Source organism: Lysinibacillus sp. RC46 (assembly GCF_041262385.1).
Classification (GTDB): domain Bacteria; phylum Bacillota; class Bacilli; order Bacillales_A; family Planococcaceae; genus Lysinibacillus.
On the sequence record NZ_JBGCCF010000019.1, the window covers coordinates 69712 to 90035 of the forward strand.

Sequence of the window (20324 nt, forward strand, 5' to 3'; positions counted from 1 at the left end):
ACCTATTTCTTAAATGTATGTTGTCATAATGCTTTCTGAAACAAAGCTTGTATCAATCTCGTTAATGACTTTATCTGTCCATTCATTCGTCGATAGTATACGACTACCATCACGCGCAAGATCTGCTGTGAAATAGCCATCATCAAATACTGCACTTACAGCACGTTCGATTTCTGCTGCTTCTTCTTTTAAGCCAAATGAATATTGTAACATCATGGCCACTGAAAGAATGGTTGCGGCTGGATTTGCAACGCCTTGACCGGCAATTTCTGGTGCTGAGCCATGTACTGGTTCATATAGACCAAAATTATCTCCGCGAATGGATGCAGATGGTAATACGCCTAAAGAGCCTGTAATAACAGATGCTTCATCACTTAAAATATCTCCAAACATATTTTCAGTAACTACCACATCATAATGACCAGGGTTAGTAATTAATTTCATCGCAACTGAGTCTACTAAATTGTGCTCCACCTGTACATCTGGATACTCTTTTTTCTTCGCTTCAACAACTTCTCGCCATAAACGACTTGTTTCAAGTACATTTGCTTTATCAACTGAGCATAATTTGCCTCCACGTAAACGTGCTAATTCAAAGGCATTTTCAACAATACGCTCAACTTCTGCAGTTGAGTAAACAGTTGTATCAATCGCGCCATTCTCAGTACGCATACGTGGTTCCCCGAAGTATACGCCGCCTGTTAATTCACGTACAATCATTAAATCGACGTTTTCGGCTACTTCACGCTTTAATGGTGAAGCATCTAGTAAACTCGGGAACGCCTTTACTGGACGTAGGTTTGCGAATAAGTCAAAGTGTTTGCGAATACGTAGTAATCCTTTTTCTGGACGTAATTCAGGTGGATTATTATCCCATTTCGGGCCGCCAACGGCACCAAGTATAACTGCGTCACTATTTTCACACATCTCAATTGTTTCATCTGGTAGTGGATTATTGTGTTGGTCGATGGCAGCGCCTCCGATTGTTGCATAACCTAAATGGAATGTATGGTTGAATCGCTTACCAATCACCTGTAATACACGTACAGCAGAAGCAACAACCTCTGGCCCAATTCCGTCACCAGGAAGTACTGTAATTTTTTTCTCCATCGTCAAAACACCTTTCTTTGTATAGCGTTGAACTACGCTATTTTAGTAAGACTCTCACCTATATTAATAGGTGAGGTCATCAATATTACGACTACACGAAATTGGCACATTGCCTTTGGGATATGAATGATGCTGACTCAATTCACTACCGTTAAATCTACTAAATTCATAAAAAGCTGGGTGATCGATTAACTTACAGGCTGTGTACGAAGGCTTGCTTGTATTAAATGACGGTTAATCGCATTTAAATAAGCTTTTGCCGATGCTTCTAAAACATCCTGTGATGAGTTTCGTCCGGTTGTTGAAATGCCATCATATCGAATATTAATCACAGCTTCTCCTAATGCATCTCGTCCCTTACCAACAGACTTAACTCGATAATCAACCACATGAATATCTCCTTGAACAAGTTGCTCAAGCGTATTGAAAATAGCTTCAACTGAGCCAGAACCTGTTGCCACAACTGTCTTTTCCAAACCTTCTGGTGTTAAAACAATCGCTGTTGCTGTTGGTATATTTTCTGTACCATATTGTACCTGTACCATCTTTAATTCGTAGAGTGGAACATCTTCTATTTGAACTTGTTGCTCAGTAAGAAGCGTTAGTAAATCTTCTTCTGTAATTTCTTTTTTACGATCAGCAAGCTTTTTAAATTCAGTAAATGCTTTATTTAGTTTTTCATCCGAAAGATTGAATCCCATTGTTTCCGCTCTGTCACGGAATGCTGCGCGGCCTGAGTGTTTACCTAGAACGAGTGGTACCTCCCCTTCACCAATAAGGGCAGGTGTAATAATCTCGTACGTTTCAGGATTTTTTAACACACCATCTTGGTGAATACCAGATTCGTGTGCAAATGCGTTTTTACCAACAATCGCTTTATTCGGCTGAATAACCACATTCGTAAGTTTACTGACTAATTGAGATGTACGCTTAATTTCTTGTAAATGAATACCTGTTGCTACAGGGTAGATATCTTTACGGATATGAAGGGCAACTGCGATTTCTTCAAGCGCTACATTTCCAGCACGCTCTCCGATACCGTTAATCGTACCCTCAACTTGTGAGGCACCATTTTCAATGGCTGCAATCGTGTTAGCGGTTGCCATACCTAAATCATCATGGCAATGCGCAGAGAATTTTACCTTATCAGCACCTTTTACGTTTTCAAGTAGGAATTTAAATAATGCACCATATTCTTGTGGTGATGCATATCCTACTGTGTCAGGTACATTAATGGTAGTTGCACCTGCCGCAACAACATCATTCATAATACGTACTAAAAAATCACGATCTGAGCGAAATGCATCTTCTGCAGACCATTGTACAAGCGGAAAGAATTTTTTCGCATATTTTACGGCTTCAACCGCTTGTTCTACCACTTGATCAGGTGATTTTTTTAGTTTGTATTCCATATGAATGGGAGATGTTGCTAGGAAAATATGAATGTGTGGTTGTTCGGCCACTTTAATGGCTTCCCAAGTTGTGTCGATATCTTTTTGTATACAGCGAGCTAAGCCTGTTACGATCGAGTTTTTCACTGTTCCTGCAATACGATTTACCGCCTCAAAGTCACCGGGTGACGAAGCAGGAAAACCTGCTTCAATAATTGTCACTCCTAGGCGCTCTAGTTGCTTGGCGATTTCAATCTTCTCTGCTGTGTTTAGATTAATACCAGCAGATTGTTCGCCGTCGCGAAGTGTTGTATCGAAAATATCAATTTTTCGCACTTGCAGCCACTTCTCTTACAACCTTTTCTTTACCTTCGTTGATGAATGGCATCATAGCACGTAATTTAGCACCAACTTCTTCGATTTGGTGGTTTGCACCAGCTTCTTTGAATTTTGTATATTCTGGACGACCGTTTTCATTTTCTTGAATCCAACGGCGAGCGAATGTACCATCTTGAATATCCGTTAATACATCTTTCATACGAGCTTTTACAGAGTCGTCGATAAGACGTGGTCCTGCCACATAGTCACCCCACTCTGCAGTATCCGATACTGAGTAACGCATTGTTGCCATACCACCTTCAAACATTAGGTCAACAATTAATTTTAGTTCGTGAAGCGTTTCAAAGTATGCTAATTCTGGTTGGTAGCCAGCTTCTACTAATGTTTCGAAACCTGCTTTTACTAATTGTGTAGCACCACCGCAAAGTACTGCTTGCTCACCGAATAAATCAGTTTCAGTTTCTTCTTTGAATGTTGTTTCAAGTAAACCGCCACGAGCTGCACCGATTCCTTTACCGTATGCAAGAGCTAAATCTTTTGCTTGACCAGTTGCATCTTGATGAATTGCGAATAATCCTGGTACCCCAGCACCTTCTTGGAATTGACGACGAACTAAGTGTCCTGGACCTTTCGGCGCAACTAAGAATACGTCCACATCTGCTGGTGGTGTAATTTGACCGAAATGAATGTTAAAGCCATGTGCAAACATAAGTGCTTTACCAGCTTCAAGATGTGGAGCAATTTCAGCCTCATATACAGCTTTTTGGCGCTCATCTGGAAGTAAAATTTGGATAACATCTGCTTCTTGCGCTGCTTCAGCAACAGTTTTTACATCTATTCCATCCGCTTTTGCTGCATCGAATGATCCGCCTGGACGAACTCCTACTACTACATCGAATCCTGATTCTTTAAGGTTTAATGCATGTGCATGACCTTGTGAACCATAACCGATGATTGCGATTTTTTTCCCTTTTAATACTTCCTCGTTGATGTTTTGTTCATAGTACATAGTAGCCATTGTTTGTTTCCTCCTAATTTTGGGTTTGTTTTTTCAACCTCGGATGCAAGTAAGCCAACAAGGGCTACGCATCCTAAGCTGTGAATTTTATATGCAAACTATTTTAAAATAGAGAGCTGCGTATTTGAGATTTTTTGTGTTTCACGAACAGATGCAGTAGCCCCTGTACGCGTTAATTCTTTAATACCATAAGGTCGAATTAGTTCAATAAAGGCATCAATCTTATCTGGATCGCCTACTACTTGATATGTGACAACGTTTTTCGCTGTATCAATAATTTGTGGACGGAATGGTTCAACTATTGAATTCATTTCCAATCGTAAGTTTGGTGGTGAAATTACCTTCACAAGCGCTAACTCGCGTAGCACGATTGATTTATCTGTAATGTCATTGACCTTTAACACATCAATTTGCTTCGATAACTGCTTCACTAGCTGTTCAATTTTACGCTCATCCTCAACGTTTACAACAAAAGTCATTTTCGAAAAGTTTGGCTGTTCTGTATGACCAACTGTGATTGATTCAATATTAAATTGACGCTTCATAAGTAAGCCTGTTACGCGATTTAATACACCGCTTTGGTTAATCACTGTTACTGTAATTACTCGTTTCAATTCTTTTTCACCCCAATCATTTCATGTAGGCCTTTACCTGGTGCTACCATTGGGTAAACACATTGGCTCTGTTTAACACGACAATCAATTAACACTGGCTCATCAGAAAGTAGTGCCTCGCGGAAAATACTTTCCGCTTCATCGATTGTGTTAATTCGGTAGCCCTTAAGACCATATGCATCCGCTAATTTAACAAAATCTGGTTGGATCGGCATTAATGAAGATGAATAACGCTCCTCGTAGAATGTTTCTTGCCATTGGCGTACCATTCCTAGACAGCTATTATTTATAATCACTACTTTTACCGGTAAGTTGAATTCTTGTAGTATAGAAAGCTCTTGTGCAGTCATTTGGAATCCTGCATCACCTACAATGGAAACAACTTTTTTGTCTGGTTTCGCAAACTGGGCGCCAATTGCAGCTGGGAAGCCGAAGCCCATCGTACCAAGTCCACCAGACGTTACCCATCCGTGATCATTGTTTAAGCGATAATATTGTGCAGCCCACATTTGATGCTGTCCAACATCTGTAGTGACAATCGCGTCACCTTCTGTAATTTTATGCACAAGCTCTAATGCTTCCTGCGGTAAAACTTCTTTGTCCGCTGACTCCTTGCTGTACCATAATGGATATTCTTTTGCATGATTATTTAAGAACGCTAGCCATTCTGTTGTATCAGGGCCATCGAAGTCCTTTTTCAATAATGCTTTTAATGCTTCTTTAGCATCTGCAACGATCGGAATATCTGTCGGCACGTTTTTTCCAATTTCCGCTGGATCGATATCGATGTGTATGATTGTTGCATTTGGAGCGAATGTTGCTAAATTACCAGTTAAACGGTCATCAAAGCGAGCTCCGATATTCAACAATAAATCTGATTTTGTAATAGCTGTGTTCGACGTTGCGGTTCCATGCATTCCTGCCATACCAAGGAATAATTCATGCTCTCCATGGATTGAACCAAGTCCTAGTAGAGTGTTTGCTACTGGAATTCGATATTTTTCAGCGAATGCTGTTAACTCTTCTTTTGCGTCTGCAAAGAGGACACCAGCTCCAGCTAAAATGACTGGATTTTTGGCCAATGAAATCGCTTGAATGGCCTTTTGAACTTGTAAATAATTCGGTTTATATGTTGGTTGATAACCCGGTAAATATATTTCATCAGGAGCCTGTGGTGGATTTTCCACATCAAATAACATTTGAGAAACGTTTTTCGGGAAATCTACTACAACAGGACCCTTCCGACCAGTGCTTGCAATATGGAAAGCCTCTTTAACAATACGCGGGATATCATTAACATCCTGTACCTGATAATTGTGCTTCGTAATTGGTGTCGTAATCCCCATAATATCCGCTTCTTGGAAAGCATCTGTCCCAATCACAGATGTTGAAACTTGACCTGTGAATACAACTAATGGGATGGAGTCAATCATCGCATCAGCAATACCAGTTACTAAGTTTGTTGCCCCCGGACCGCTTGTCGCAATAACAACACCTGTTTTATTGGAAACACGTGCATAACCTTCCGCTGCATGGATTGCACCTTGTTCATGTCTAGTTAAAATATGACGAATCGGATTTTTATACATCGCATCATAGATTGGTAGTACCGCTCCACCTGGGTAACCAAAAACAATTTCAACACCTTGTTCATGCAGTGCTTGCACTAATACATCAGCACCATCTTTCGCTTGATAGGTTTGTTCAACTTTTGCTACTGTTGCTAATTCTTCTTTCTCATTGATAGAAACATTCGTACTCATCAAATATGCCTCCTTCTTATCATTCAATTTCACATTAGTAATGCGCATCATTGAAGTATTACAAGCTGATCATCTCCTTGAAAAGAGATAACAGACTCTTTCTTACGCCGTAAAAAAATAAAAAGCCTTTTTCTCCACACGCAAAGAATTACCTTACGTAGGGATGAAAAAGACTTTCCATGGTACCACCCTTTTTTATAGCAAATAATTGCTACCTCGTGAATAAATATTAGCATTTATGAACCAATGCGAGATCATTCGCATCCAATACGGTGTCATAAATTATTTATTCATTAATAACGAGCACTTTCGATTATGCCCGGAGCTATCTAATGGCGAATACGCGTTTAATAGCTCACTCAGAGGGGATGTCGGATCTAGTTGTATTGCCGGCTTCCAGCACGACCGGCTCTCTGGTAAATACAAGGCTCTAGAACCTTTAACCTCATCAACGCTTTAACTTTTTAAATTTTCATAACGCCACCTGTAGAGGCGCTTGTTACTAATTTTGAATATCTTGCTAGCCAACCGCGCTTAATTTTCGGTTCAAATTCCGGTAGTTTTGCACGACGTTCAGCTAATAATTCATCTGAAACTTCTAAATTGATAGTACGGTTTGGTAGATCAATTGTGATCATGTCACCGTTCTCTACTAAAGCGATTGGACCGCCTTCTGCTGCCTCTGGTGAAATATGTCCGATTGAAATACCACGAGATGCGCCTGAGAAACGTCCATCTGTGATTAACGCAACCTTTGTGCCAAGACCACGACCTTGAATCGCGGACGTTGGTGCAAGCATTTCAGGCATCCCTGGGCCACCTTTTGGTCCTTCGTAGCGAATGACGACTACATGGCCCTCTTTAACTGTCCCGTTATCGATATTTTCCTGTGCCGCTTCTTGTGATTCGAAGACGATTGCTTCGCCTCTGAATACTTTAATAGAAGGGTCTACAGCTCCTACTTTAATAACAGAACCATCTGGCGCGATATTACCAAATAACACCGATAAACCACCAACTGGGCTATACGGATTGTCTTTCGTACGGATAACTTCAGCATTTGTAATATGATAATCTTTTACAAGCTCACCCATTGTTACTCCAGCAACTGTTGGTCGATCCGGGTGAATGGCACCTGGGATAGATGCTAATTCATTAATAATGGCACTAACGCCACCCGCTTTATTAATATCATCCATTGAAATATCTGAAGCAGGCATAATTTTAGCTAGATATGGCACACGCTCTGCGACTTTATTAATATCTTCAATGTTATAATCGATTTCAGCTTCATTGGCGATTGCTAATGTATGGAGGACTGTATTTGTCGAACCACCCATCGCCATATCAAGTGCAAATGCATCATCAATTGCTTCTTTAGTAATAATGTCACGAGGTTTGATGTCCTCTTTAATCATACTGACTAATTGTTTAGCAGCTTCTTTAATAAGCTTATGGCGCTCTTCAGAAGTAGCGACGATTGTTCCATTACCTGGTAAAGCTACTCCTAACATTTCCATTAAGCAGTTCATAGAGTTTGCAGTAAACATCCCGGAACATGAACCACATGTTGGGCATGCATTGTTTTCAATATCTAACAGCTCTTCAGCTGACATATTGCCTGATTTATGAGCTCCTACACCTTCAAAAACTGAAGTTAATGAAAGTTGCTTGCCTGTAGCAGAAGTACCAGCCTCCATTGGACCACCAGATACGAAAATTGACGGTACATTAGTACGAACTGCTGCCATTAACATTCCCGGTGTGATTTTGTCACAATTAGGAATATAAAATACTCCATCGAACCAGTGTGCATTAATAACTGTTTCAGCAGAATCTGCGATAATTTCACGACTCGGTAAAGAATAACGCATACCAATGTGCCCCATTGCAATGCCATCATCTACACCGATTGTATTAAATTCGAATGGAATACCACCCGCTTCAATAATGGCCTCTTTGACAACATCAGCAAATGTACGTAAATGAACGTGACCTGGTATAATGTCGATATAAGAATTACAAACCCCAATAAATGGCTTGCCTAAATCTTTCGCTTTTACTTTGCCTGTTGCATATAAAAGACTTCGATGCGGCGCACGATCTACGCCTACTTTAATCATGTCACTTCTCATTTTAAACGCCCCTCTTTATTGCTATGTTCGTTGCTATATACGAAATGTTCTGTCTATTCCGTTTGCGTATATGTTAATCTCTTAGAAGATTACTAACTGCTGTAACGAACGTGTTAAATTGTTGTAATCATAGTACGAAAAAAAGGTCTAGTCAACAGTATTTTTAGAATTGTTTGAACAATTTAAATAATTTACAAAATTTGAAATCGTTTTCATGCTCATTAAGTATCACTTTTATCTCGCTTTGGAGAATATTTTGACATTTTGTTCAAATTTTAATTTTTTTAATAATCCATTAATAATATTTCCAAATCCTTCAAAAGTAAGTGAATAGCTATTTCCTTACAATGTAAATAATTTTCTAAAGTACCCTGTCAAAAACACATGATCAGGATCGAATTGACTTCGAATGGCTAAAAATTTCTCGATATCTGGGTATAGCTCGTAGACATATTTAGCAGTTAAATGACTTAGCTTGCCCCAATGCGGTCGTCCTTTATATTTCTTCATCATCGTATGGACCCATTCAAAATAAGGCTCTTCCTGCATTCCTTTATACATATGAAAGGCAATAAACGCTGATTCTTGTCCTTGGGTAGGACTTAAAAAACCTGCTTCTCCCGCTGTCGTCCTACATTCTATCGGAAAATGTACATTAAAAATTCCACTTTTAAAGGTTGCGTGGATCTCCTCCATACATGCCTTAAATTGCGTTAATGGAATAGCATATTCACTTTCTTGGAATTTGACGCTACGTGGAGACGGATAAATTTCATAGCTTATTCCCGTTTTCTCCCCCTCCACAACATTGGCTGCTGCAAATTTACTCATAGCGCCACTTAACGAAGGTCTCCATTTACATAGCTCGGACATAGCAAAAAAAGCACCGTTCTCTACTATTTGAAGTTTCAATGTTTCGATTCTCTTATTCCAATTACTCTGATAAACAGGCGCTATAGCGTTCATACGCTTCACTTGAATGGTTTCACTACCCGGAAAATAAAACCACTCAACATGTCGATTCTGTCGAATATTTTCAGCAAATATCGCCAGCCCATTTTCTAACGTATCTCTTGTGCTCACATAATGTAAGCTATATAGAGGTATCACCTTAATTGTTACTTTTACAAGCACACCCAGCATCCCTAGCGAAACATGCAAAGCTTCAGATAAATCATCCATTCCTCTCACATGCTCACGATAAGTACCTGTACCATCTACAAAACCCCACCTTGTTACGGCAGAGGATAACGAACCGAGTGTTACACCTGTTCCATGGGTACCCGTTGACACTGCTCCTGCAATCGTCTGTTCCTGAATATCCCCCATATTTATAAGGGCAAATCCATGCTTCGCAAGCAATGGTCCTATTTCATATAAATACGTTCCGGCCCAAAGTGTCGCCTCTTGCTTCTCCTCATTCACAGCTATGAGCCCACGCATATTATGTAAAGAAAGTGCTATATGCTCAGGCATTGCCACAGCGCTAAAAGAGTGAGCTGCACCTGTGACACGAATCGTTTTTCCTGACTCACGTGCATGCTTCACGATATCCGTAACCTCTTCAATTGATCGGGGCAAGTACATCTCAGACGGAAATGAGATGACATTACCGGCCCAGTTTGTCCACTTCTCACCATTTTTCCACTTATCTATAGAAAACATTGACCATCCCCCCTATAGGTTGAATAAGCTCCTACATACTTGTCTCCTCTAATCCCATGTAGTTGTTGAAATCTTTCACAAAGTTCACCAGCCTTCGCATGTCGAAAATATAGCGTGTCCCCTACATTAACTTTTTTACGCTTTACTTTAACAGGTGTTTGAACTTCTCCTACTCCTTCTAGGCTAAGATATGAAAAAAAGGTAGGTTCATAGAATACTGGTAATCGATCAATATTAATTGCCCCAGACGCCGTATAACCGCCACCATGACAAACAACAATATTTTTTTCTGGCTTTCTTGTTACACGTAAAGCAAATCCAGCTGCCTTTTCTAGCTGTAGATGTGTAAATTGGTCAAACAAAGCTGGTGCATAAAATGCAGAGCCAACTGTAATTTCTGTTACTTCCTTCTGTTGTGCCGTGTATGCCATACTTCCTGAACCACCACCATTTACAAAGTGCAAGCTCGGAAAATATGCTTTAATATGCGCGATTGCTAATCTACGAAACTGGGTAACTTGCTTTTTAGCTTGCAATTGCATTACTTCAATCAGTTTTCCTTTAACAGCATTGGCTGGACGATTACCGACTCCTGCAATTTGAGCCTCATAGCCCATTGCTCCAACTACCTCAATAAATGCTTGATTTTTAATATATTCGAGGAAAGGTGTAAGTGACTCAAGTGAATGGAGCGAAGAGCGTTTCGTACCAAAATAAAGCAGCTTAAAATCATTGGATACATTAATATCAATACATACTTGCACACGAACGCCTAGCTCTTGCCCTAGCTCCGCCAAAAAATTGACATGTTCCCGTTTATCCACCATAAAAGTGACAGTTTTTCCCGCCTTTACGGAATGTAATAACTGACGAACAGCAGCTTCTTCCATCACCGGATATCCTAGTAATAAATCATCAAAATGCTGTTGCAGTAAAAATATTGTTTCCGCCGCTGTAAACGTCATAAATCCCGTCACATTGGGTAGACTTTTTTGTAAATAACGTAATATCTCCACAGAACGAACTGATTTCGTAGCGATACGTATATTTTTCTCTCCACAAGCATTGTGTACGGTTGAAATATTGTGATCCAATGCATCAAAGTCCAACCAAGCAAATGGACGTTCAAGCTTATGAAACGCGTGATCAAATCTAGAGGTCATGCTATCATTCCTTTATTTGTACTTTGTCTTTGATATTCTTGTTAAAAATTATATTTAGACAATAAAAAACAACCGTGGACATGTAATCAAATTTGCCTTCACGGTTGTTTTTAATAATGGACAAGCATTTAACTCACCTTTCTATTATTTTAAGAGATTACGAGGAGAATATGAAATCCGCTGCTAAATTTAACAATACTAGCAGATGTAAGCCTGCAATCAGTAATCCTTGGCGATTTAAACGCTTCATAGCTGTCATATTCATATAGACCACTCTCCTTTTTTTCACATTATACTCTCAGAAAAATCAATTTTCAAACTATTCGTAATATTAAAATCGAATCATTTTTCTGACAAACAGGCCCAAATATGGCATGATAAAAGTGAAATTATACCTATAGGGAGAGTGAAAAGGTTGAAAAAGGCTTTATTAGTCATTGATTACACGTATGATTTTGTCGCTTCTGATGGAAAACTAACTTGTGGAGAGCCCGGTCAAGCGTTAGATAGAAAAATTTCATCCTTAATTCAAAAATTTATTACTGAAAACGAATTTGTCGTTTTTGCGAATGATCTACATGAGGAAGATGATCCGTTCCATCCTGAAACAAAGCTATTTCCTCCACATAATATTCGCGGCACTAAAGGACGTCCTTTATTTGGGCAAGTTGGCGAAATTTATAACCTTCACAAGGATAAAGTTTTGTGGCTCGATAAAACTCGCTATAGCGCATTTGCCGGAACCAATTTATCGATTTTATTGAATGAGCGAGGAATTAAAGAAATTCATTTAGTTGGAGTTTGTACTGATATTTGTATTTTACATACAGCAGTTGATGCTTATAATTTGGGCATTTCAACTGTTGTTTATGCAGATGGTGTTGCAAGTTTTGATGCTGCAGGTCATGAATGGGCATTACGTCATTTTGAACATACATTAGGCGCAACAGTTTGTTAATTAATCAATTTGCCTTGGCGTCATTGTAGTTTCTTTGCTACAGAAAAAAATACTTACAGATATTTTTTGCGCAAAAATGAAGCGTCAGAAAATGACTTTTGTCTATGCAAAATCGAAGCGTTAGCATAAGCTGAATGAAGATAAAAACCTTATTGAGAATTTGTAATAATTACTAAGAAGCAAGACGCGTAATATACTCCATTCAGGGCATAACTAAATAATCGCCATTATATCTTAGTTTAAGGAGATGAAAAAAATGATTAGCTTCATTTGGTATTTAATCATCGGCGGAGTATTAGGTTGGTTAGCTGGCGTCATTTTAGGTAAAAATGTACCCGGCGGCATCATTGGGAATATTGTTGCAGGGGTTGTCGGTTCGTGGATCGGTAGTATGGTTCTTGGCAACTGGGGTTGGCGAGTTAGTAATTTTTACGTATTCCCCGCATTAATCGGTGCTGTCGTGCTGATCTTCATCGTAAGCATTATTTTAAAGGGTATGCGTAAAGCAACCTAAATATGTAATAAAGAGCCATCATTTTTGATGGCTCTTTACATATATTTTTGAAAATAAAATGATTAAGGAAATATTTTGATGTGGCATCGCTTTACATGAGTTTGTCGAGTCCCTTTTCGCATGTAAAATATCCATTATCGAATTTCCTTTTTATAACTACAAATAATTTAAATTACATACCAGGAGATGTGGTTGATTGGAGTGAAGGCAGGGCGACTCCTTAGGGATCAGCGTCACAGATGAGACCTGAAGCGAGTAAAGCGGCTCATCGGACGCCCCCAGGAAGCTTGCTCTGTGCGAAAGCGTAGCGACAGCAACAACAAAGCGCCCTGTCGAAACGGAAATCAACCCCACGCTTTGCCAAATTGCAATATTTTTTATGGTATTTTACTTTTCTTTATAAACGATTGCTTCCTTTAACTCATCATGATAGTCATTATACAAATTGAAATAATGTAACACCTTTTTCACATATTCATCACTGTGATTGTACTTAAAAACAGCTTGCTTTATATGACCATCTGCTGCACCATTTTTCGATAAATAGTTCGCGGCACTAAATATAGCGTCCTCAATATCATAAGGATCTGCTATACCATCTCCATTTGCATCTACACCATATCCTCCATATTTTTTGATGGTTTCTGGATTCATTAATTCAGCCTTCGATATATCCCCTTTTCCTAACCCTGAGCAGGAAGGATGTTGCCAGCCGACAAAAGTACAAGGCATAAATTGCATAGGGCCTTCTGCCCCAGCTGGTGAAACGAGCGATTTCATTGAGGAAAATCGTGTTTCAATTCGATGATGTGCGGCAAGTAAAGTCCAAGGTACGCCGTATTTCTCTTCCGCTGCTACATAGATGGGAATATATTGCTCAGGAATGTTCATATCGAAATTTTGTTGGATTTCTTCTAGTTCTTTTTGCTTTGCTAATTTTTCAAATATAGGTAACGTTTGTAGCTCCTTCCATGCAAAAAAAGCGAAAACACAAACAGTTATCGCTATTGGTATTAATAAAGCTATCATGCCTAATTGAGCGGAAGGCGATAGCATCGGTTTTTTCTTCTTTTTTTTCGCCATATGTCACACCTAATCTTTTATTCTATTTCTATATTACCAAAATTTTCGAATCTATAGCAGATTTTTCAGTATATAATTACCACTACTTTAATAGTTGAAAAGGAAGGTAAAAATATAGTAAAATATAATTCGACTATTTTATATGGATAATAATAGGAGGAATTTATTTTGTGGAAAGACTTTAAAGAGTTTGCTATGAAAGGCAATATTGTCGATCTAGCAGTAGCAGTAGTAATTGGTGGTGCTTTCGGTAAAATTGTTACTTCCTTAGTTGCAAATATCATAATGCCATTAGTCGGTGTCTTAACTGGTGGTATTGATTTAACAGAGAGCTTTGTGTTTGGCTCAGGAGATGCGAAAGTTAAATTAGGCGAATTTTTACAGTCAATCCTTGACTTTTTAATAATTGCATTTGCAATATTTATGGCATTAAGACTTATGACAAAGCTAACTCGTAAAAAAGAAGATGCTGTTGTGGAAGAACCAGCACCAGAATTGGATGCTAAAGAAGAGCTTCTAAAAGAAATTCGAGATTTATTAAAAAAAGAACAAGCTTAAAAAGAATCTGTCTAATTACCACTACTTATCCGAGGTAATAGACAGATTCTTTTTAGGTTCTGTTAAATTTTAAGTAAAAAATCTTAGGAACTTCCAAAATAAAGATGATCTTAATCGAGAAGAAATTCAATATATATCAGATGTTTTAAGTTGATTCAGTACCCTTACAGCAACTTTAGAATAGTCTTCTTCAGATTCAGCTTTTTCATAATTAAACCTTTCAGTTTTTTAGTAGCACTCCGTATCCGACCTCACTCTCATCCCACACCTGAAGGATTGGGCTTTTCCGTTCGAAAAATCTGAAATTAGTATAGTCAACTAATAAAGGTAGACAATTTCGAATCATTTTCAGCTTCATTTATCAAATTCCTGTATAAGCCATACAGAAACATCTTTTAGCATTCCTGTTCCACCTTTTCTTCCCTCCTTTATCTCCTACTATTCCTAGATGATTTAATATAAATAATCTCGCTAATTTTCTGAAATTATCTTGTCCTTCTTTAGTATACATGTTAAATTGGTAACAATTATTGAGAATATGGGGAAAAGAAGGTTTAATAGACTCCCCTTTTATTATGATGAAGAAAAGAGTGACGACATGACAAACAGCAGAAGTATTGAAACAAAACTTGTACAACTTGGGAATTTAAGTGATCCTAGAACAGGCGCTGTCAGCCCACCTATCCATTTATCGACAGCTTACAAACATACAGGTATCGGTGAATCCACTGGGTTTGATTATGCACGTACAAAAAATCCAACTCGCGCTCTATTAGAAGAAGGAATTGCAGATTTAGAGGGCGGAGATGCGGGCTTTGCCTGTAGCTCTGGGATGGCTGCTATTCAACTAGTTCTATCATTGTTTAAGCCTGGTGATGAATTAGTGGTGCCTGATGATTTATATGGTGGTACATATCGACTTTTTAATTTCTTTGAAGACACATATAATATTAAGCCTGTCTACTCAAAATTTGAATCAGTTGAACAGGTAGAAGCATTAATCAATGATCATACACGTGCTCTATTTATTGAAACGCCAACAAATCCGCTTATGCAGGAATTTGATTTGCAAGTATATGCTGAATTAGCTCATAAGCATGGAGCATGGTTAATTGTCGACAATACGTTTTATACACCCTATTTCCAACGTCCAATCGAATTAGGTGCAGACATTGTCATTCATTCGGCTACTAAATATATTGGCGGACATAATGATGTGTTAGCTGGTTTAGTTGTCGCAAAGGGTGCTGAATTAGCCGAACGCATTGGCTTTATTCATAATGGTAGCGGTATGGTTTTAGGTGCAATGGATTCCTGGTTACTTATTCGTGGATTAAAAACAATGCATCTTCGATTAAAGCAGCACGATGCGAACGCCAAAGCAATTGCCGCATATTTAGAGGAAGAAGAGCTTGTAACAGACGTGCTATACACAGGAAAAGGTGGCATGCTTTCATTCCGCTTGGAAAGGGCGGAGTGGATTGACCCATTCCTTCGAAACTTGAAGCTAATAACTTTTGCTGAAAGCCTTGGTGGTGTTGAAAGCTTTATTACGTATCCTGCTACTCAAACACATGCAGATATGCCTTATGAGGAGCGTATTGAACGTGGAGTATGTGACCGATTACTGCGCTTCTCTGTTGGCGTTGAAGAGGCTGAAGATTTAATTGCGGATTTAAAACAAGTATTTGATATCCTTAGAAAAGAGGTTAAAAATGAAGCAGCATATTGAAACAAGCCTCATTCACTCAGGTGTCCGTGACGGCTATGAAAATAAAAAAGGTGCAGTCAATGTGCCTATGTATTTATCATCTACTTTCCATCAGGAGAGTATCGATGAATTCGGTGAATATGATTACGCACGTTCTGGCAACCCTACGCGGGATGCATTAGAAAAAGCAGTATCTGAACTAGAAGGCGGAGTACGTGCCCATGCATTTTCTTCTGGGATTGCTGCTGTATCTGCAGCATTAATGCTATTATCTCAGGGAGATCATATTGTCATTACGGAGGATGTTTATGGTGGAACATACCGCTTCGTCTCCAAAGTATTACCACGCTTCGGTATTTCCCACACTTTCGTTGATTTCACAGATTTAGCGGCAGTAGAAGCAGCCATTACACCAGCTACAAAGCTACTCTATATGGAAACACCGTCAAACCCAACACTTGGCATCACTGATATTCGCGGAGTAGTAGCACTTGCCAAGCAGTATAATTGCTTAACATTTTTAGACAATACGTTTATGACACCTTTACACCAACGTTCACTTGAGCTAGGTGTCGATGTTGTAATTCATAGTGCTACAAAGTTTTTATCTGGGCACTCTGATATTATCGCGGGATTGACAGTAACAGCTGACGCGAAGCTTGGTCAGGATTTGTACTTTATCCAAAATTCATTTGGCAATATTTTAGGTGTACAGGACTGCTTTACTCTATTGCAAAATATTAAAACGACAGATGTGCGATTTAGTCGTTCTACTGAATCGGCACAAAAGATTGCGGAGTTTTTAGCCGCAAGTTCTCTTGTTGAGCAAGTATACTACCCAGGACTTGCAACACATCCTGGCTATGAGATTCATCATAGTCAATCAACTAGTGCAGGTGCAGTACTATCCTTCCGCCTACCAAGCTATGAAGCTGCAAAAGCGCTAGTAGAAGCGATGAAAATTCCAGTTTTCGCTGTCTCTCTTGGTGGCGTTGAATCGATTTTATCCTACCCTGCTAAAATGAGTCATGCAGCAATGGAGCCTGAGGAGCGTGCAAAACGTGGTATTACTGATGGATTATTACGATTCTCAGTGGGACTTGAGCATGTTGACGATCTGATCGCCGATTTCGCTCAGGCATTGGAAGTGATTGCCGCAAAGGCTATATAAACAACAAAACAACCGCGTTTCCTATTTACGGAAACGCGGTTTTGTTCATTAAATGTACCTTCTATATGTTTATGCTTAACAATCAGTTGTTCACACGAGCTAACACTCTATATAAATAATCTCCATGTCCCTTCGCCAACGTTACTTCTTGTTCATCTGTTATCCAGTAAAGTGAAAATTCAAAGCCTGCTTCGTTTACGCCTGTCGGGCAATGCTTCCAAGAATCTCGTTTTTCATCTGTCGTTAAATGATAAAAATAGCGTTTTTGTAATAGCCCTGAATGATGATTAAAATAATCCTGGGCAATTAACCCCTTCACTTCTAAATAGGATAAACCTGTCTCTTCAAACATCTCTCGTGTTACTGCCTCTAGCGGCGTTTCACCTTCCTCTACCGTGCCTTTAGGAATTTGAATTCCTGCTCCTTCTGTATTTTGCTCAAATACTAGCACTTGTAACTGACCCTCATGCTCTCTCGTAATATAGCCAAATGCCTTTTCAACAACTTGCATGAAGTCATCCCCTTTCGCGTGATTTGATGTTACAATAAATAGAAAAATTGGAATAGCAGGTGAAAAGTATTGATATCAATTATACGGCATATGCAAAAGAATGGCATCATTTTTGTGCAAGAAATTGCCAAAAAGAGTTGGCATCAAACATACAAAGGCATTATCCCAAATGAGATTCAAGATCGTTTTTTAGAAGCTGCTTATTGTAGTGATCGGTTACTAAGTCGCTTAGAAAAAAGTCTATTTTTAGTTGCTTTACTTGAAGAATCAATAGTAGGCTTTGCGAATTTTTCAAATGTTGTAGATGGTGAAGCAGAACTTTACTCAATATATTTACTTCCTGAAACTCAGGGCAAAGGAATTGGTACAGCCCTATTACAGGAAGTGATCAAAATGCTTCCAGATTTAACATCACTTTTAGTTTGTGTAGAAAAGGAAAATACGATTGGCATGAACTTTTATCAAGCGAAGGGCTTCAAGATATTGAAGGAGTTTGATGAGTTATTTGATGGTCATTTATTAAAAACAGTTAAACTAGGCTTAAATATAAATTAGTGTAACGGAGCTATAACTTACTCCGTTACACATTTTTTATGTAATCTATGCAAGATTGATTTGCTCGGATTGAATGACAAGTGCTGTTAAGCCTGAATCACTCCTGGATTCATGTGCTTCTCCTGTTTGCCAAAGAACACCTTCCCCAGACTTTATCATTACTTTCTCTTGATCCTCACCGCAAACCCATCCTTCACCCTGAATCACAATAAATAACTGTGGTACAGGCGCTTCATGCATCCCAACAACACCACCAGGCTCTATATAGATGAAGCCAATATTTGCAGGTTCCACCGTTTTCATGATTTTCGTATAAAAAGCATCTATCGATTGATAATTATTAATTTGATTGGCCAATTCTTGTGTGAAATTATATTTTTTCATGTCAGCATAGTTCCCTTTCAATTTTTTAATACCATCCTGTACATTAAAACATCATCTATATATTCATTGTCATGTAATTTAATGTCATTTATTTTTCTTCCTTCTTCAATAAATCCCATCTTTTTATAGAGCGCAATAGCCCTTTCGTTTGTTGAAAATACGCCAAGACTAATTTTTTCAATATAAGGGTTGTGCTCTGCCCATTCTAGTAACTTTTCAATTAAGAGCTTGCCAATCCCTAGACCACGATATTTATTAAGCACCATCATGCCAAAGGTACCTGTATGTGCTAATCGTTTTCTTTGTGGCGATTGAAATACAAGCCAACCAACTACTTCTTCTTGATATTGTGCAATAAAAATTGTTTCTCGTTCATTTGCTAATTTCACTTGTATCCACTCTCTTTGGTCATCAATCGTTCGCTGAAATTCATCAATTGTAGTGATTAAGTAAGTTTCTTCTGCTAAAACTTCTTTTTGGATTTCCAACAAGGCTTCAGCATCTTCTTGATAAGCAACTCTAATTTTGATTTTTTCTATCATTAACCCACTCTCCTTTTATACTTAAGAATCCTTTTTAGATAATTCATTTAATAAACGGAAATTACGATTGTCTATCGTAAAGTCTTATTTGGAGAAGTAGAGAACCCCAAGGAGACTATTTTAATGATTTCTAGTCAGATATCTTTGGAAGTTTTTTAAGTCCTTCGCTAAAAATTCATTTGATAACCAAGAATTTTTTGTCATAATATCTTCAACAAAATTAGAGAGAGACGTTTTATCTAACTGACTAAAATGATTTGAAATCACTGTATTTTTGACTGTTTCTTGCCAGTCATTATAATTCTCAATTTTCTTTTGTACTAGATGTGATTGATTTGTATAAATGGATTTAACTAGTTGGTTATAGTCTTTGAATGCTTCAAGAAGTGCGTCTTGATCCTGTTTTTCAGTAGCTGCTACTATTTTATCTTTAAAGCTCTGCCATTTTTCAGGGAAGGCTTCTTTCACAAGATCATCGATATGAATATAATCATCAGGTGCATGTACTAAAGGGCCCTTTTCGATCGCATAAACTACTTTGCCATCGTCGTTTTTAACGCCATTGACAGCAAATTTTGCAATCGTTGTCATGGCATCCATATAATCTTTTGCCTGTTGCCCTGTTAAATAGTTATCTGCAATATATTGTGCTTTTTCTAAACCAAGTGAAATCATAGCTTGACGTTGTTCTTCAGTCATATTGCCAACATCGTGCACTAAAAAGTTTTGAGAAATTGTTGAGTATGTAGCATCAAGTACTTGCTGACTCGCTCCATTTAAACTATTGACAAGCTTTTCATTTGTTTGAATATGCGGAATAATTATAGCAAGAACATTATGTTCAATCGCTTCGTCAAATCGCGCCTGCTGTTCCGCACGAATAGCTTGATGCTCCTCACTTTCAACAAAATTTAATTTCCCACCATCCTTAAAAATTGAAGCTATTTTTTGAGCTATTTCGTCTGGTACATCTTGCAATTGAATTTGATTATCGAATAATTTACGTGCTTCCGCTCCGATTGTTACAGCATCCTGTTCTTTTTTTACTGTTCGAGAATTCCCCCCCTTAGTTTTAACATTCGTTGATTGAAGAAAATTTACCGTATTAGTATAGGACGTTATCTTCATAATAAAAATGT

19 protein-coding genes are annotated in these 20324 nt (G+C 38.4%); 6 read left to right on the top strand and 13 right to left on the bottom strand.

Annotated features, from left to right (window positions below; genetic code table 11):
* Window positions 1-9 precede the first annotated feature (9 nt).
* The 8 genes from leuB to ABH966_RS17150 all read right to left on the bottom strand — a co-directional run bounded on the left by leuB (window position 10) and on the right by ABH966_RS17150 (window position 11198).
* Complete coding sequence (leuB, locus tag ABH966_RS17115) at window positions 10-1110, bottom strand: 3-isopropylmalate dehydrogenase (RefSeq protein WP_370080429.1); 1101 nt, start codon at window positions 1108-1110, stop codon at window positions 10-12.
* Between the two features lie 188 nt (window positions 1111-1298).
* Window positions 1299-2837, bottom strand: coding sequence for a 2-isopropylmalate synthase (locus ABH966_RS17120; RefSeq protein WP_370080431.1), 1539 nt, complete (start codon window positions 2835-2837; stop codon window positions 1299-1301).
* Complete coding sequence (gene ilvC, locus ABH966_RS17125) at window positions 2824-3858, bottom strand: ketol-acid reductoisomerase (RefSeq protein ID WP_370080433.1); 1035 nt, start codon at window positions 3856-3858, stop codon at window positions 2824-2826. The genes ABH966_RS17120 and ilvC overlap by 14 nt, the downstream gene beginning before the upstream one ends.
* A 98-nt stretch (window positions 3859-3956) precedes the next feature.
* Complete coding sequence (gene ilvN / locus ABH966_RS17130; protein ID WP_049664470.1) at window positions 3957-4472, bottom strand: acetolactate synthase small subunit; 516 nt, start codon at window positions 4470-4472, stop codon at window positions 3957-3959.
* On the bottom strand, window positions 4469-6235 hold the full coding sequence (gene ilvB, locus ABH966_RS17135; protein WP_370080435.1) for a biosynthetic-type acetolactate synthase large subunit: 1767 nt from the start codon (window positions 6233-6235) through the stop codon (window positions 4469-4471). Before ilvB ends, ilvN begins: the two co-directional genes overlap by 4 nt.
* Before the next feature lie 464 nt (window positions 6236-6699).
* Window positions 6700-8370, bottom strand: coding sequence for a dihydroxy-acid dehydratase (gene ilvD / locus ABH966_RS17140; RefSeq protein WP_370080437.1), 1671 nt, complete (start codon window positions 8368-8370; stop codon window positions 6700-6702).
* 342 nt (window positions 8371-8712) lie between these two features.
* A complete protein-coding gene (locus ABH966_RS17145; protein WP_370080439.1) occupies window positions 8713-10035 on the bottom strand; it encodes a D-arabinono-1,4-lactone oxidase in 1323 nt (440 codons plus the stop codon).
* The gene (locus tag ABH966_RS17150; protein WP_370080441.1) at window positions 10023-11198 is read right to left on the bottom strand and encodes an amino acid deaminase/aldolase; all 1176 of its coding nucleotides are present in this window, start codon (window positions 11196-11198) and stop codon (window positions 10023-10025) included. Before ABH966_RS17150 ends, ABH966_RS17145 begins: the two co-directional genes overlap by 13 nt.
* 415 nt (window positions 11199-11613) lie before the next feature.
* On the opposite strand from ABH966_RS17150, the gene ABH966_RS17155 reads away from it, so the two are divergent.
* The gene (locus ABH966_RS17155) at window positions 11614-12156 is read left to right on the top strand and encodes a cysteine hydrolase family protein (RefSeq protein WP_370080443.1); all 543 of its coding nucleotides are present in this window, start codon (window positions 11614-11616) and stop codon (window positions 12154-12156) included.
* Window positions 12157-12412: 256 nt separating this feature from the next.
* Window positions 12413-12670 carry a GlsB/YeaQ/YmgE family stress response membrane protein gene (locus ABH966_RS17160; RefSeq protein WP_370080445.1) on the top strand — a complete coding sequence of 86 codons (258 nt, stop codon included), beginning with the start codon at window positions 12413-12415 and terminating at the stop codon, window positions 12668-12670.
* Between the two features lie 387 nt (window positions 12671-13057).
* Here the strand turns inward: ABH966_RS17160 and ABH966_RS17165 are convergent, their stop codons facing one another.
* Window positions 13058-13753: a lytic transglycosylase domain-containing protein gene (locus ABH966_RS17165; protein ID WP_370080447.1), complete on the bottom strand. Its 696-nt coding sequence runs from the start codon at window positions 13751-13753 to the stop codon at window positions 13058-13060.
* A 168-nt stretch (window positions 13754-13921) separates the two neighbouring features.
* Between ABH966_RS17165 and mscL the strand changes: the two genes are divergently transcribed.
* The 3 genes from mscL to ABH966_RS17180 all read left to right on the top strand — a co-directional run bounded on the left by mscL (window position 13922) and on the right by ABH966_RS17180 (window position 17193).
* Window positions 13922-14311, top strand: coding sequence for a large conductance mechanosensitive channel protein MscL (gene mscL / locus ABH966_RS17170; RefSeq protein ID WP_370080449.1), 390 nt, complete (start codon window positions 13922-13924; stop codon window positions 14309-14311).
* Window positions 14312-14909: 598 nt separating this feature from the next.
* Window positions 14910-16043: a methionine biosynthesis PLP-dependent protein gene (locus ABH966_RS17175; protein WP_370080451.1), complete on the top strand. Its 1134-nt coding sequence runs from the start codon at window positions 14910-14912 to the stop codon at window positions 16041-16043.
* The gene (locus ABH966_RS17180) at window positions 16027-17193 is read left to right on the top strand and encodes an aminotransferase class I/II-fold pyridoxal phosphate-dependent enzyme (protein WP_370080453.1); all 1167 of its coding nucleotides are present in this window, start codon (window positions 16027-16029) and stop codon (window positions 17191-17193) included. The genes ABH966_RS17175 and ABH966_RS17180 overlap by 17 nt, the downstream gene beginning before the upstream one ends.
* Before the next feature lie 82 nt (window positions 17194-17275).
* Here ABH966_RS17180 and ABH966_RS17185 read toward each other — a convergent pair whose 3' ends face one another.
* On the bottom strand, window positions 17276-17704 hold the full coding sequence (locus tag ABH966_RS17185; RefSeq protein WP_370080455.1) for an NUDIX hydrolase: 429 nt from the start codon (window positions 17702-17704) through the stop codon (window positions 17276-17278).
* A gap of 69 nt (window positions 17705-17773) precedes the next feature.
* On the opposite strand from ABH966_RS17185, the gene ABH966_RS17190 reads away from it, so the two are divergent.
* Entirely contained in the window at window positions 17774-18259 is a 486-nt protein-coding gene (locus tag ABH966_RS17190) for a GNAT family N-acetyltransferase (RefSeq protein WP_370080457.1), read from the top strand.
* Window positions 18260-18304: 45 nt separating this feature from the next.
* Here the strand turns inward: ABH966_RS17190 and ABH966_RS17195 are convergent, their stop codons facing one another.
* From ABH966_RS17195 to ABH966_RS17205, 3 genes are all read right to left on the bottom strand, one after another.
* Window positions 18305-18664: a cupin domain-containing protein gene (locus ABH966_RS17195; RefSeq protein WP_370080459.1), complete on the bottom strand. Its 360-nt coding sequence runs from the start codon at window positions 18662-18664 to the stop codon at window positions 18305-18307.
* Window positions 18661-19185 carry a GNAT family N-acetyltransferase gene (locus tag ABH966_RS17200; RefSeq protein WP_370080461.1) on the bottom strand — a complete coding sequence of 175 codons (525 nt, stop codon included), beginning with the start codon at window positions 19183-19185 and terminating at the stop codon, window positions 18661-18663. The genes ABH966_RS17195 and ABH966_RS17200 overlap by 4 nt, the downstream gene beginning before the upstream one ends.
* 120 nt (window positions 19186-19305) lie before the next feature.
* On the bottom strand, window positions 19306-20313 hold the full coding sequence (locus ABH966_RS17205; protein WP_370080463.1) for a hypothetical protein: 1008 nt from the start codon (window positions 20311-20313) through the stop codon (window positions 19306-19308).
* Window positions 20314-20324: the final 11 nt, after the last annotated feature.